We start from the raw sequence: 14,431 nt of genomic DNA, 5'->3' as shown, positions 1-14,431 counted from the left end.
GGGCGGTCGGGGACGCCGTCAGGCGCGGGTGCGGGCGGTGACCTGCCGGTCGCGGAAGGTGTTGATGAGTGCTGCTGCGGCGCCCTCGGGGGAGTGGTAGGGGTCGGTGATGCCGGGTCCGGTCCAGCGGCCGTTCTCCGTGTGCCGGATCGGGCCGGTCTCTGTGTCGTCGACGCGGACCGAGCGGGTGCCGACGTCGGTCTCGGGGCCCAGCTCGGCGTCCTGGAGGGCGCTGAGGATTGTGCGGACGCTGCCGTGGCGGCCGGCGTCCTCGAGCAGGAGGGCCGTGGCCTCCAGCCGGGCGCTGGTGTCGGTGGCGATGGCGGACAGTTCCTGGGCCAGGGCACGGACTTCGGGCGCGGTGTCGGGGGCGGAGGCTTCGACGCTGCGGGCCGCGGTGGCCAGTTCGTCCAGGGCGGAGGCGGCCGCTCGGCAGTCGGCCCGGTTCTTCGCGCAGGGGCCGCTGGGCAGCTGGGCCGCCGCTGCGTCGAGGGCGGCGAGCGCGTGGAGGGTGTCATCAGGCAGAGAGGCCAGGGTGCGGGTGCCGGCCTGGACGTCGCGGTAGGTGCGGAAGGCGGTGGCGTGGGCCTGGTCGGCGGCGTGGGGGTTGGGGAAGGGGCCGTCGAGGTCGGAGGGCGGCTTCGACGCGGTGGCGCCGAGGCGGGCGGTGGCCAGTTCGGTGAAGGCCAGCAGGCGGGCGAGGGGGAAGGCCATCCATTCACGTTCGTCGCCGGTGGCGTCGGAGAGCAGGGCCCGGGCGGGTTCACGGACCTGGTTCAGGAGGCGGACGACGCGCAGGCATCCACCGCGGGTACCGGGCGCGTCGTGCTCCCGCACGATGGCCTCCAGGCCGTCGAGGATCGCGGCCACGTGCTGCTGGCGCAGGGCGTGGAAGAAATAGGCGCGGGTGGCGGAGTCGACGATCTCCTGGCGCTGGAGCTGAATGGGGGAGAGCGCGGCCCGGGCCTCGGAGACACTGGAGTACGGCTGGTGCTCTGCGTCGGCCACGGCGTGCAGGGCGATATGGAAGACCACGACGTCCTCGGCCGCCCGCGGAGCATCCGTGCGCCGGGGGCCGGCATCCGTTCCGACGCGGCCGCGGTAGGCGCCGCCAGCGGCGGCGACCTGGCCCACGACTACGTCGTTGGCGTCGACGACTTCGGCCGATGCGGAGCCGTCGGCGGGCGGGCGCAGCCGGAATGCCGGGAACGCCTGCAGGACCGGGCTGTTCATGGGTCTCCTCGGTTTGTGGGTCATGGTGTTGCTCCCTGTTGGTCGGATGAGGACTTGAGGAGGTGCGCGATGAAGACGTCGACGCTCGGCTTGTCGTCGACGACGTGAACCTCGGCCCCGTGGCGGCGCAGCTTGGCGCGCGTGAGCTGTTGCAGCTTCCGCAGCCGGCCGCCGGGGCGTTTGACCTCGACGAACACGGTGGCGCGGGGGGCGACGACGATCCGGTCGGGCACTCCCCCGCGGGCCGGTGAGACGAATTTCAGGCACAGGAAGCCGTGCGCCCGGCACTGGCTGAGGAGGTAGTCCTCGATGGTGCTCTCGCGCGTGCGAGCCATCAGCGCGGTGCCGTCTCGTACGAGGAGACCGTCGGCACGCCGTACTTCAGCTCACCGGGCTCGACGAGACGGAAGCCCGTGGAGTGCTTGTGCATCCGGGAGACGCTGATGGTCGAGCGCCTCGTGCCGTAGTGGGCCCGGACCCGGGCCCTGCCGCTTTTGACGAACTCGATGACGACGCGGCGCTTGCTCTGCCGGGTGTCGAGGTCCTCCCAGATCTGCCCCCGGCGGACCAGGATGCCCTCGCGGGTCGTGTTCTTCTCCTGCGGGGCCTGGGCGTCGTCGTCCTGGGCGGAGGTGCCGGTCGGCACGGCATCGGGCACGATCTCGTACTTCTTCAGGAACGAGCCGAACTCGGTGATCGTCCGACGCTGCGCTCGATGATGGACCGAGCGCCGGAATTGGAAGGGTGAATCTACGCAAATGACCTTGGTCAGGACCCCGTCGCTTTTGCGCCGCCAGCGCTGACCGGGCTGGACTGGTTCGGTCGCGGCACTCACAACTCGTCGCCCCCCTCAACGGTGCGGACGGGAAGTGTGGTCTGGAACATGACGTCTCTCGACTCTCTTGCCATGGCGAGCCAGACTCGCCTTCGTCATAGATTCGATTCGGGCACCGAGCAGCGTCGTGTCGGCACAGCCCGGCACCCTGCGGTCCGATGGTGGTGTGGGGAGCTGATCAGGCGGCGTTCTTCCAGTTCTTGGTGAACGTCTCGTCGAGCATCCGGGTGTAGATGTCGAGATCGAGCGCCCCGATGAGCTGCTCGACTCGGGCGGCCGGCAGCGCGCGGAGATCGTCGTTGACGACGATCACCGACCAGTGCGGGTCGATGCCGTTGATCCGGCGGATCACGACGTCCTGGTCATCGGGCAGCAGCGTGAGGCCGTCGGAGGTGCTGGCCTCGCTGCGGTTCTTCGCCCACCCGTGGTGGCGCAGGATCTCCAGCGCGATCGGGTCACGTCGCACCCCGGCGCTGCCGGACTCGCGCCGCTTGCTCTGGCTGGCCGGGTTCACCTTCCATGCGCCGGCGTTGTGCAGGCTCACGGCACCATCAGTGCCGTCGTGGACGATGAAGACCCGGTTGACCATCTGCAGGGCCCGCGGGTTCACCAGCTGCGCATCGGCGTCCTCGTAGTCGTCACGGTCGGGCGCGGCGCTGACCGGGTCGGCGGCGAACGGGTAGGTGATTGATCCACGCGAGGCGGCGAGGACGTTCTGGAACAGCAGCAGCGTCCGCACGGGATCGGCCGGGTCGATCGCCTCCTCGATCATCTTCCGGCCCAGCACGGGATCGAACGGCTCGGCGAGAGCATCCTCTCCCCTGCTGGCGACGGTCTGCAGGTAGCGGGCCAGGGCGAAGTCGATCACGGCCGGGTGGGCCAGCGACTTCGTCGGGGTAGGACCCGCGTGGCAGGCCAGCGTCCCGCCGGAGGCGGTGATGATCGGGCTGTCGGCGACGCTCCGGTCCTCAGTGGGCGACTCCAGCTCGAGCCGGTTGTTCGAGTCCTTGCTGATGAGGAACATCAGTTCCGGTTCGATGTCGATGCCGATGGCGGCCTGCTGCTCGGCGAGCACCCGGTTGTTGGTGGTCTCATCGAAGCCGTTCTCGCCACCGACGACGGAGTAGAGGCCGTCGGTGTTCGTCGAGATGATCCGCGCGCCGGCCAGCGTCTGGGCCTGCCCGATCCGCCAGCTGAACAGCTGGCCGATGATCCGCATCGAGATGGTGCGGTTGTTCATCCTGATCGGGGTCCGGTGCGCGGCGTCAGCAGCTCCAGAGGCCGAATTGAGGATCAGCTTCGTGCCGTTGCGCAGGGTCGCGAGCCGGGCCTTCTCCTCGGCGGAGATCTCCGGCTTCTTCATCTCGAAGCCCAGGCGCTCCTTCTCGAAGAAGATCGTCGTGTAGCGGTCCTCGCCCAGCTCGGGGTTGTAGAACGCCCTCATGTTGCGCAGCAGGTTGGGGTAGTAGCTCGTGAAGTCCTCGTGGATGACGAGGCCTGCCGAGGTCCGTGCGTACTTCGGGTGCAGCTTGGTGGACTGGTCGGCCTTCGCAGTGAACAGCGTGGGGGCCTTCTTCGCCAGCTCATCGCGATAGACGGCCTTGACCGCCGAGGTGACGGCCAGGACTATCTTGCCGTCGAGCACGGTCCCGTCGGCCAGGCGCACGTGCATCGCCTCGGTGTCCGGGCGCTGAGTGTCCAGCAGCTGGGCCGGATCCGGCACTTGGGCCTGCGCACGCACGAGCTGCTCGGCCTGGTCCGGGTCGTCCTTCTTCGGCTTGCGGTACTTCACCTTTTTCGGGTCCGAGCCCAGCAGCACGAGCCGCTTGTCGACGGTCGTGCCGTCGGGCAGCACGAGCAGGTTGTGCTGGCGCTTGGCCTCGGCGACGAAGTCCTTCGCGTCCGGGTAGAAGAGCTTGGCGAGACCGATCATCGCTGCCTGTTCTCGGTGCTCGAAGGAGTCGGCGTCGAAGACTGTCATGTCTGCCTCGGCTCCGTGGATGCCGCCCGTGCTGAACGTGGCGAAGCACGATGACGGAGATGCGTCACGGTGGAAGTAGGGCACGTTGTTCGGTGTCTTCGGCAGCTCGCGCAAGGACTTGGCCGGGAGGGCGAACAGGTCGCGGTACTCCTCGGAGTTGTTGAAGTTCTGTCCCTCGATCGAGCGGTAGTAGTTGACGACGTGCATGAACTGGCGGTGCGCCTTCGCCTGTGCCGGCGTCGCGGCTGGGTCCTTGGCAGGGTCGGGGGCCACGTTGTCCTCGAAGAAGCGCACGCACTCGTCGAGCACGTTGGCCTGGGAGATGCCCTGCTCCTCGGCCACCTCCTTGGCCGGATAGAGGAACGACACGGCCTCGATGTCGTTCAGCGAGGTGTACGGCGCGAGGATGCGGCCGACGAACTTCGCCGAGGACGAGTCGATGGTCAGGCGGTCCCGGCGCACCGAGCCGTTCTTGGCGTAGACGGTCTCGGAGTACTGCGCCAGTAGACCGGCCTTGAGGTCGAAGTTGCTGGCGTAGGCCGGGTGCTGGAAGAGCTGGGCCAGGCCCAGGCAGTCGGAGACGTTGTAGGCCAGCAGCTCGTAGAGATCCTCGATTGAGGCGATCGAAGTGTCGTGGCTGAGCTTTTCGGATTCCTTGATCTGGCGGCCGAGCATCCCGAGCAGACGCTTGAGGCTCACCTTGGTCTGCAGTTCGTTGAGACGGGCGACGTCCAGGTGCCGGCCCGAGTGCATCATGGCGCGGCGGATCTTGGCGGCCGGGCCGTCCCAGCCGAGGTAGCCGGGCATGTACTCGATGTACTCGTTGAACAGCTTGTCGTTGTGCTCGCGCATCTCACGCGCGGTGGTCGGCTGGACAAGACGACCGGAGTGCGGAGCCGGGAAGGTCTCCATCAGGTACAGCGCGAGCATGGTCATGTCGTAGTTCAGCGAGTTGTACCCGGCCAGGAACGGGTGCTTCAGCGGGTCGTACTCGGGATCCGTGTCGCAGACCGGGCGCAGGCTCGCCGGATAGGACGAGACCTCGCTGCGGTCGTTGACCTGGTCCGCGTTCGAGAGGCCCATCAGCTCGGCGAGGCGGAAGTTGCCCCGCTCGCCGCGCAGGTTCCACAGCTGGACGCTCACCGCGGGCAGGCCCGGGTTGGAGCGCACCACGGCTTCATAGAGCGCCTGCGGGTCCACGGCGTCGGAGAGCTGCTGGTCGTCGGCGAGGAAGAAGATCTCCAGGTCGTCGACGGCTCTGCCGGGCCGCGGGGTATAGGCGCACAGGGTGAAGACGTCCGACAACGACTCGATGTCGTAGAAGGTGAAGCGCGCCTTCGAGGCCGTGACGGGTGTTCGCTGTGTGGTCATGGTGGGGATCTCCTTTCGTCGGTCCGACCATCACGGCCGGTGTCTGGGGAGGAGGCGCGCGCGGCCTCAGAGGGAGTCGTGAGGAGAGCGCCGGCGCGGGGTATCCATGCGCCGGGACGCCTCACTCATGAGCCGGGCCTTCTCCGCAGGGTCCGTCGTGATTTGCGAGCGGACGGCGAGGTTGGTGATCCGCTGCTCGCGCGCGACGTCGGACATCGCCGTGATCGGGCGGCCCTGGCCGCAGGCGAGTTCGCGTACGGCCTAGGTGAGTTCGCCGAGCGCGCCAGCAGTTTTAGCCATGGGTGCATCAGTCCTGTTCGTCAGTGGTGCCGTCGGTCGGGGCGGATGCGCCCGTCTGCCGGAGCAGTCCGCGGTAGTTGGCCTGCAGCATCGGCTGGGATTTCTTCTTCGGGTCGCTGCCGGTGTAGCTCGGGTGCATCCACTTCTTCAGCTCGTACTCAGCGATGAGCACCTCGGGGGTGTGCATCATCCGGCCGGGCCGGATCTTGCGGTTCTTGTCCGGGCAGTGCCACAGGGCATCCGGCCGGACGATCGCCACGAGGTCAGTGATGAACTGCTTGTTGCTCACCGGCGAGCCCGACGGCGAGACGTCGGCGAACCAGGCCTTGTACAGGTCATAGAGGAACGTGAACGGTGCCAGGTCCCAGACCAGCCGCCCGCGGAACTCTTCCCAGAAGGCGCGCACGGGGTCGTTGGCCTCCTTGTACTCGGCCAGGACCGCCTTGGTCGCCACCGGCTCGGAGAGCTGGTAGTAGTCACCCGGAGATGACGCGCCGGCCCGGTTGACCGCGTACCAGAAGACGTACTCCAGGACCTCGCGGCGCTGGAGGTAGTCGTCCTTGATGTACTTCTTCTCGGCTCCGGTGAAGCTCTTGGTGAAGGGCACGAAGAGCTGCCGGCGGTAGAACGACTCGGACTTGTCCTTCACGCGCGGGAACTCGTTCAGGCACTGGACCATGAAGCCGAAGAACTGGTAGGCGATCGGCATCCGGTACTTGCGGTTGATCTGGATGACGTCGTTGGTCACAATCGCCTTCAGATTGGCCGCCTTGTCGATGAAAGTGCCGACATCGTTCTCGTCGACGATGATCGCGTTGGCGCGCACCAGCGGTTCGAGCGCGAAGTCCTTGCCGAAGTCCGAGAGCGGAATCGAGGTGTGCGCGCCGCTGCCGACGAGGTTGCGCATGAGCGCGCAGAGCGTGCCCTTGCCGTTATTGCCCTGCTCGGAGTAGAACCAGGCGGTCTTGCCCCAGCGCACGTGCGGCCGGATGATCGCGCCGATGATCTCCCAGATCAGGTCGGCGAGGCCCTCGTCACCGGGCTGGTCGAAGAGCTCTTCGATCCAGGCGACGACTTCCCAATCTCCGTCCTCAGGGTGCGTGATGACCTGCTGCGGGGCGTCGTCCACGTAGTCGACGTCGTTCTTGGTCAGCAGCACGATGGCGGGGTCGAAGGGGTGGACCTGCTTGGGCTCGAAGTGGAAGTCCTTGCCGAAGATCGTGAGGTCCAGCGGCTCGGTGCCGTAGAAGACGATGCCGTTGCGCGCGGCGATGAAGTCGCGGTTCGTGCTCTGGTGCCGGCGCGGGCTGTCCTCGCGCAAAACGGCCAGGACCTCGGCGAACTCCTTGAGGGTCAGCTGGGTGTTGTACATGCGCGCCGTGGTGCGGATGTCGTCCTCGCTGGTGGTGTACGTCCCACGCGCGCGGCCCGCGGCCTGGTACATCGCCAGCAGGTCGTACTCGCGGTCGGTGTCCTTGGCGTTGGGCGCGATCCGGATGACGTGGTGCAGACGCAGGAGGATCTGCGCGACCTGCCAGTACGTCGGATATCTCGGCAGGGGGTACTTCTCGGCGGCCACGGCCGCCTTGAAATTCTCGGCCTTGATGACGCCGCCCACGATCGCCAGCAGCTCCTTCTCCAGCACGCGAGACGTCGGAGGACCGGTCGGGTCGATCTGGTCGAGGTAGGCGGCGGTGACGTAGGTGACGATCTCGTTCTGCGGAGCCATGTCGTCGCGGTTCGAGAAGTACCCCATGACGCTGGCCAGGACGTCGGCGACGGGGTTGGTGCGCGGTCCGGCGTTGGAACCGGCGGCAGGTACGGACATGAGGGCGTCAGGAGGCGTCATGTTGCTGCTTTCTCGATCATGATCGAGTTCCTGCCGGCGATGAGTGGGAAGCCGATTGAACTCGTAATCGAATGGAACGTGATCTTGACCTTACGTCATCCGAGTACCATTTTTCAACGATTAAGCCACCATTCGACAAAAGAGTCGACTGAGGTCCTGAATGGTGGTTAATGGAGGCCAAAAGGGCCACCGACAGGGACTGGAGAGAGCGCGCGACCGCCACGGCCACGCCACACGCGTCGCGAGCCTGGGCGGGACGTGAGAACCAGCGACTCGTCAGGCACATAGCCCACGGAGTCGCTGGCTTCTCGCGCTCGACCACGCACCCGCGGGCGGCGTGAGCCGCCCGGCCCGCGGTCGAGGTTCGGAGGAGTTCTTCTGATCGGCCGAGCCAGCTGCCACCAGAGCATCGACCGGACGCTCTCCAGGAGGATCCCGAGTGCCGCATGCCCGCATACCCTCTGCGGGCAACCGAGCGTGTACCACTTGACGTGGTACACCTGTTCCCCCAGGTCAGAGCGAGGATTCCGGGAGTTCAAGAGCGAGCTGTACCACGTGGCATTTTCTACGTGGTACAGGTGTTTGCCCAGGTCAGGCGAGGTTTACATACCCCCCGTACCACTTGTACCAGAAAATAGAGACTAGATACACGCGCAGGGGGGATAAGAGAGCAGACTGGCGAGCTGGGGCTGGAGCCGCCTGGACCGCTCCCGAACGCGTCCCCTATGTAAACGGTCAAAAAGACGTGGTACTCGTGGTACATGGGCGGGAAACACTGGTTGACCAGGGGAAACGTCGGACCACGTCGGCGCTCCCACGTGGTACACCCGATGCGGGAAAGAGCCTCGCAGTACAGGTGTTTGCCCAGTTCAGACGCGGTTTGCAGGGGTGTACCACGTCTCGTGGTACATCTGACAGCTCGATGCGCCCAGCCCCTGGCGACCAAGTCGAAGCGGGCTTCCATGCCGAGCCGCCGTGCGGCACTCAGGGGCGCGGCCGAGTCTCAGCGGGACTGGAAGCCGCATGGAACATCCTCGGCGTCCTGAGGCTCACAGAAGGCTCCTGACGCGCCCTCCGAGCACGAGTCAGAACTCTGTCCGAGTCGTTCGTCGACAAGGCTCCACTGGAAGCGAGAGGACATTTGACTGACATTCTCCGCTCATTGCGAGTGATACACGACAGCTGCTATCGTTGACGCCAGGTGATCGATGTTGCACTGGAACGTGGAAACAGAGAGGCCGGAGAGCATCCCCGTGGGAAGGGAGCTCTCCGGCCTCTTTGCATGTGCTGATGAGTGCGAGGCGTGGATGGCGCGAATCACCCAGGGGTGACCAGCCTTCAGCCTCGCCGGTATCCCGCATGGGGGGACTCGGGACTGCGGCTACGGGATCGCTCGTCTGCTTCGACGACGTAGAGGATCTCGTAGGAAATCGTGGTGTTGAGGTTGAGCCGGTTCTTGCTCTGGCTCTTCTTCATCGTGATCTTGCGGAAGCCGTAGACAACCTCGGCGCGATCGAAGAACCGGCGCAGCCTCGAGTTCACGCGCTCACGGGCCTGTTCGGCCGTGATGCCCATGTCGGAGACGACGAAGACGTGCGTGTGACCGCGATCGAAGGTGGGCTTCTCACCAGTGTCGAGGTCCAGACGGATCTTCGCACGGCTGATGTCGAGCGTGTCGGGACGGACGAGCTGTCCTCGTGAGTCGTACGTGCAGGTGCTGACGATAGCCATGATGAAATCCTCTCCTCTCCTGATGAGTATGACTGAATGGTTACTTGCAGTCACACCCCCGGTGACCGGATCACCCCGGTCACCACGAGCATGCCCTCCGCACGAGGGCCGGCGGCTGAAAGGCCGCCAGGTCCCACACGGAGGGCACCATCGTGTTTCAGAAGAGGCTGAGTACCTCGCTCACTGCATCGCGGACTCGCCTCCTGCGCCATGGACTGCGCCTGGCGCAGTCCCGCCGGCGCCCCGCCGGTAGAGCCCAAAGGCACAACCAGCGAAGGCCAGGCACAGGAACACCGCGGAGACGGGGTTCGCCAGAGCGCCGAGCGCCTGTGCCGGGACAAGGGCGGCAGCGAGGTTGAAGCCCAGGTGCAGGAGCACGCAGGGCCACAGCACGCGCGTGCGTTCGTAGACCAGGGCCAGGAGCACCGCCAGTGGCAGGGTCGAGGCGAACTGCACGGCGTTGCCGTGCAGCAGGCCGAACACCACGGCGGTGACCAGCGTGGAGGCGAGGATGCCCACCCGCTTGCGCAGCAACGGGTAGATCAGCCCTCGGAACAGGGCCTCCTCCCCCGCGGGAGCCGCGACCAGGGTGAGCAGCAAGGTCGCCACAGCCCCGGCCGCGTACCTCGTCTGGTTCGACGCGTCGAAGCCGGCGGACCCGGCCGTGACGTAGATCCACAAGGCCAGCGACTGGCCGGCGAGGAAGGCCAGGACCGCGCAGCCGAGGACGGTCAACCCGAAGCGTGGGATCTCCGGCCTCGGCTGCGAGGCCGGCGCATGCGCGAGCCACCGGGGCCGCTGGATCCTCACCAAACCGACCAGGACGACAACAAGCATGCCCAGGACGGCGGTCGCGACGACCGGCTCTCCGATGAGGAGGACTGCGACGGTGCTGAGGCCGAGGTAGACCGCGACGGCGACGAACGGCACGAGGACGCACCACCCGATGCCGATCAGACGCGAAGCTATCGGTGACGTCGTCATGGTCTCCCCCTTGGTGTATCTCAAGCAGCCGTGGTGATCTGTTCGTTGATGACGGCCTGAACACGGGTGTCGCCGCGGAAGGTGTTCAGCTGCAGCGTCGCCGTGAAGCGCAGCGTTCCGAGTTCGGTGCGGCTGGCGCGCTGCACGAAGCCCCGGAGCATGTCGAACTTCTCCTCGGCGACGTTCCACCACAGGCAGGACAGGCCGGACCGGGTGACCAGACGCAGGTGCTGCGATTCGGATCCGATCCGGTCCACACGCAGCCCCAGAGGCTCGATCGCGATCTCGACGACCGGAGCGGTGAAGCCGTGCCCGAAGGGCTTGAGCCCCTCGGTCCGGCGCACCAGCTCGAACAGCGGCTGCAGATCCTCGAGGCTGGCGTCGCAGTCGGCGTCCGGGCCGAGTACCAGATCACCGCTCGGTCCGTCGGTGCTGACGGCGAGCAGAGCGGCCTGGGTGGCCTCCTGCAGCACGGCGACGAGGTCGCCCAGCTTCTCGGCTTTCGCGACGCGGACGCCGCAGGCCTGCTGGTGTCCGATGGCGCTGAGACCGTCGTGCGGTTCCAGGCTGGTGATGATGTCGAACCACCCCGGCGCGCGACCGGAGCCGCTGACGAAATCGTCGGGATCGGCGGGCCGGTTGACGACGACGACCGGGTGGCCGTTGAGCTCCATCATCCGGTTGGCCAGCAGCCCGTACATGCCCGGGTAGGCGTCCGAGAAGTACACCCACGGGGCCAACGGCTGATCCCCGGTGGTGAGTTCTTCCATGTGCTCGATGACCAGCTGCTTGCGCAGCTCGTTGCTCTCGATCACCTGGTGGGCAACCTTGAGCCTCTCGTCAGCATCGGCGGCCGTGAACACCGCGAAGCACGGCTCAAGCGAGGCCCCCGTGCGGCGCGGGCTGTTCATCGCCGGGGCGAGGTAGAAGCCGAAGAAGCCCTCGTCGAGGTCGTCGACGTCTCGGATCTTGCCGATCTGCGCGAAGGCCTTGAGTACGATCGCGAAGCCTTCGAAGGCCCGGAGAAAGACCGGGTGATGCGGCTCGGTGCGCAGCAGCTGCATCAGGATCGACTGCTCGACGTCGATGGCATCCGGGTCAGCGTCGAACCCACCCCAGGGATTGGGGATCGTCTTCGGCGCGGCGACGCGCAGCAGACGGGCAATCGAGATCGCATCACGCACCAGCTGACGGTTCTCGTACAGCACGGGCATGACGTCGGAGACAGTGCCCAGGCCGGCGAACAGGCGCAGCAGGTGGATCTCCCAGAGCTTCTTGGGCCGGTGCACGCGGGTGTAGGCCTTGATCACCTGGTAGAGCACGTGGGCGCCGCAGATCCCGGTGTGGGCGTAGGTCTCGTCGATCCGGCACGGGTCGACGGTGATGTCTGCGGTCGAGCCCGGCGCGAGCTCCTCGTGGTGATCGGTCACCAGCGTCGTCCAGCCCAAGGCACGCGCGGTGGCGATACCGCGGTGGGAGTTCACTCCCCCGTCGCAGGTGAGCAGGACCCGGGTGTCGGGCCACTTCGCGTGGATCTCGGCGATGTCCTCGGGCGTGAGCTCGTGGCCGCGGCGGTAGTCGGGCAGGTGCAGCTCGACGTCGAAGCCGAGCTCGGACAGGCCGGCGTAGCCGAGGACGCCGGAGGAGATGCCGTCCATGTCGAAGTCGGGGGCGATGGTGATCTTCTTGCCCGTGGTCCGGGCGTCATGAAGGGCCTCGACCATCTCGGCCAGGTCCAGGAGCTCGTCGTGCTCGGTGGACTCGATCTCCTTCAGGTACTGATCCGACCACCCCCTGCGCTGGCACAGCAGCTCGAAGAGGCCGGTGTCCTCGTCGGTGAGCGCATGGTCGTCGACGGTATGCAGCATGGACATGGTGGGACCTCTCGATCGAGGTTGTTGGTCGATGGAGAACGGGGTATGTGACACCCCCGTGTCGCTGTGATTTTAGCAGTTACATTCTCCCCCTCTGCTCATTTAGCAGCGTTCCTGAGTCTTATTCGGGCCCTCAATGGCACACTTATCTCGAATGACCGCGACAGGCTTTCCAAGGTCCTTACGTATCGGCTACTCTCGCCGGCATGGCCATTCGAAGCATTATCGAGTCGGATCTCAGTGGTAAGCCGGATGCGGCTACGGCGACCTTCGGCCTGGGTGACACCTGGTACGAAGTCGACCTCACCACTGAGGAGCGGAAGAAGCTTGAGGAGGCGCTGAAGCCATACCTGAAGGTCGGCCGGAAAGCCGGGAAGGCGACGCCAGTCAAGAAGCGAGTCGTACCCGAGACGACTGCCGAGGAGCGCGAAAAGATCCGTGAGTGGGGCAAGAAGGAGGGCTACGAGTTCGCGGAACGGGGGCGCATCCCGAAGACAGTCATGAAGGCCTACGACAAGGCGCACGGCATCGATCGGAGCAAGTAGCGCCGACCCCGGTGTTCGCCGCCCGGCCGACTCATCCCCTCCGCTCTTGAAGGGCCCTGCAGCACGCTGCAGGGCCCTTCGTGCGTCATCAGAACGGCAGCAGCGACGGATGGATCACGGTGGCCGTCTCGACCCCCGCCGCTCGCGCGCGATCACGGCGGTGGATGGTGCCGTGCGAAAAGTGCCCCGGCGTGTGCGGCATGAGCTGCTCCCTGCCCCGCTGCGGGCACTCAGGCTTCGGGCGCAGAGGTCGAGGAAGGCCGTGCACAGCACCTGAGCCCCGGCCTCACGGAAGACCCCGGCGGCGTCGACCATCTCCTGGTTGCGCTGGAAGCCGGCCTGCTTCCCATGAGCCGACCAGGCAGCGGGGAAGGTGCGGATCTCGAAGCCGGCGGCCCGCCACAGGCGCTCGGCCATCGCGTCCGCGCCGTCGGGGCAATGCCCCGAGATGAGTACCGGCCGGGTGACGTTCTCCGCTCCCCAGTCGCGCCAGGCACCGTTGAACGCTGTGCGCATGCTCTGCTCGTCGTTCCAGCTGCGGGAGCCGGTGACGAGGACGACGTGCGAGAACGACTCGGAAATCATTTCAGCAATCATTCGAATCTGCTCTTCTTGTGACTCGGCGGTCTTCACAGCTGGTCTCGAGAGCTGCGGCCGCGGTGTTCGGGCAAGCGTGGCGGCCTGTATGTCGCGGCTCATACCGGCCGGCTGGTACCGGCTCGATGATGGCCAGGTCCGTCTCCCGGTGGAGTGCGACGCGGATCCGGTGTTCGTCACACATCGGCATGAGGTGGACGGTGTACAGCCCGTCATCGCCGCGGGAGACGTGCACGGTGACGACCGTGCCGTTCTCGTGGTTGGTGAAGTCGACGTTGCCGATGTCCTCGACCTCGCCGGAGTGCATCACCTCGGCGACGGCTTCACTGTCGGGCTGCCACAGCTTCGGCTCGGTGTCGTAGGGCGAGAGTTCGGACTGGGACTGGGTCATGGAGATACCTCTTCGTGGTCTCGGGTGCGGGTGGCGAACAGCGAGTGCGGACCTCGGTGGGGTCCGTGTGATCTCGATGTTCGACCCAGCACCCGTGCCAGCTTTGCTGGCTGACGACTCGGAAGATCTTGCTGGCGCGATCTGCTCCCGGATGGATCGCGTGGCGAGCCGTCGCACGGGTCGTCACTTCTCGCCTGAGCCAGGCGCGCAGCGCCAGGCGATCCACCACTGCTGCACCCTTTGCTGCTGTCCACATCTGTGGACAACTGCAGCGGGGCAGTGGTGGGGCTTCCTCTCTCAAGCGCAGCGCTGGGCATAGCCGGAGGGAGCGCCAGCGACCGACGGACCGGCGAGCGAAGCGAGCGGTGGAACCCGTCGGCTATGCCGACTAACACGTCCTCGGAGCGCAGCGGAGAGGCCGAGCGGAGCGAGGGTCCGCAGGACACGTGTTATCAGGTTCCCTTATGCCCTTTTTCTTTCTTGTCGTCGTCCTCGCTGTTCCACGGCTGGAGCGTTAGCGGAAGCCTGGAACATCAGGGGAACCGGCCCGTACCCTCTTGACCCGTACCACTCTCCTTCTTCCGCGTAGCGGGGGTACGGGTCTGGCCGTTTCGCCTGGTCATCGCGCCTCTTGGGTGTACTGCTTGTCCACGGACACTGGGACGTCCGGGTGAGCGGACATTTGAAGTCCCTGCTGGCGGACAGTTCATCTCCCTGTCCGGTATGACTTTTCATCCCTC

Annotated in this window: 12 protein-coding genes; 1 reads left to right on the top strand and 11 read right to left on the bottom strand. The window is 66.2% G+C overall.

Annotated elements, in window-relative coordinates; translation table 11 throughout:
• Window positions 1-18 precede the first annotated feature (18 nt).
• The 9 genes from ACFC02_RS31560 to ACFC02_RS31520 all read right to left on the bottom strand — a co-directional run bounded on the left by ACFC02_RS31560 (window position 19) and on the right by ACFC02_RS31520 (window position 12,158).
• The gene (locus ACFC02_RS31560; RefSeq protein ID WP_376364782.1) at window positions 19-1,233 is read right to left on the bottom strand and encodes a hypothetical protein; all 1,215 of its coding nucleotides are present in this window, start codon (window positions 1,231-1,233) and stop codon (window positions 19-21) included.
• A gap of 20 nt (window positions 1,234-1,253) precedes the next feature.
• Window positions 1,254-1,568, bottom strand: a complete 315-nt coding sequence (locus ACFC02_RS31555) for a VRR-NUC domain-containing protein (protein ID WP_376364779.1) — start codon at window positions 1,566-1,568, stop codon at window positions 1,254-1,256.
• Complete coding sequence (locus tag ACFC02_RS31550) at window positions 1,568-1,891, bottom strand: hypothetical protein (protein WP_376364776.1); 324 nt, start codon at window positions 1,889-1,891, stop codon at window positions 1,568-1,570. Before ACFC02_RS31550 ends, ACFC02_RS31555 begins: the two co-directional genes overlap by 1 nt.
• A 355-nt stretch (window positions 1,892-2,246) precedes the next feature.
• Entirely contained in the window at window positions 2,247-5,420 is a 3,174-nt protein-coding gene (locus ACFC02_RS31545; RefSeq protein WP_376364773.1) for a hypothetical protein, read from the bottom strand.
• Window positions 5,421-5,486: 66 nt separating this feature from the next.
• Window positions 5,487-5,636, bottom strand: a complete 150-nt coding sequence (locus tag ACFC02_RS31540; protein ID WP_376364771.1) for a hypothetical protein — start codon at window positions 5,634-5,636, stop codon at window positions 5,487-5,489.
• A 91-nt stretch (window positions 5,637-5,727) separates the two neighbouring features.
• Window positions 5,728-7,569, bottom strand: a complete 1,842-nt coding sequence (locus tag ACFC02_RS31535) for a phage/plasmid primase, P4 family (RefSeq protein WP_376364768.1) — start codon at window positions 7,567-7,569, stop codon at window positions 5,728-5,730.
• Window positions 7,570-8,907: 1,338 nt separating this feature from the next.
• Window positions 8,908-9,300, bottom strand: coding sequence for a hypothetical protein (locus ACFC02_RS31530; RefSeq protein WP_376364765.1), 393 nt, complete (start codon window positions 9,298-9,300; stop codon window positions 8,908-8,910).
• Between the two features lie 180 nt (window positions 9,301-9,480).
• Window positions 9,481-10,284 carry a lysostaphin resistance A-like protein gene (locus ACFC02_RS31525; RefSeq protein ID WP_376364762.1) on the bottom strand — a complete coding sequence of 268 codons (804 nt, stop codon included), beginning with the start codon at window positions 10,282-10,284 and terminating at the stop codon, window positions 9,481-9,483.
• Between the two features lie 20 nt (window positions 10,285-10,304).
• Window positions 10,305-12,158: a DHH family phosphoesterase gene (locus ACFC02_RS31520; RefSeq protein ID WP_376364759.1), complete on the bottom strand. Its 1,854-nt coding sequence runs from the start codon at window positions 12,156-12,158 to the stop codon at window positions 10,305-10,307.
• 206 nt (window positions 12,159-12,364) lie between these two features.
• Here ACFC02_RS31520 and ACFC02_RS31515 point away from each other — a divergent pair, with 206 nt between their 5' ends.
• The gene (locus ACFC02_RS31515) at window positions 12,365-12,703 is read left to right on the top strand and encodes an Lsr2 family protein (RefSeq protein ID WP_376364756.1); all 339 of its coding nucleotides are present in this window, start codon (window positions 12,365-12,367) and stop codon (window positions 12,701-12,703) included.
• Between the two features lie 114 nt (window positions 12,704-12,817).
• Here the strand turns inward: ACFC02_RS31515 and ACFC02_RS31510 are convergent, their stop codons facing one another.
• Window positions 12,818-13,288: an SLOG family protein gene (locus ACFC02_RS31510; RefSeq protein ID WP_376364754.1), complete on the bottom strand. Its 471-nt coding sequence runs from the start codon at window positions 13,286-13,288 to the stop codon at window positions 12,818-12,820.
• Between the two features lies 1 nt (window position 13,289).
• Window positions 13,290-13,691, bottom strand: coding sequence for a hypothetical protein (locus ACFC02_RS31505; protein WP_376364751.1), 402 nt, complete (start codon window positions 13,689-13,691; stop codon window positions 13,290-13,292).
• Window positions 13,692-14,431: the final 740 nt, after the last annotated feature.

The sequence above is a fragment of the Streptomyces sp. NPDC056160 genome (assembly GCF_042268205.1).
In the GTDB taxonomy this organism is placed as follows: Bacteria; Actinomycetota; Actinomycetes; order Streptomycetales; family Streptomycetaceae; genus Streptomyces.
The sequence above is the reverse complement of the archived record's forward strand: the minus strand, read 5'-3'. Positions and strand labels throughout refer to the sequence as shown.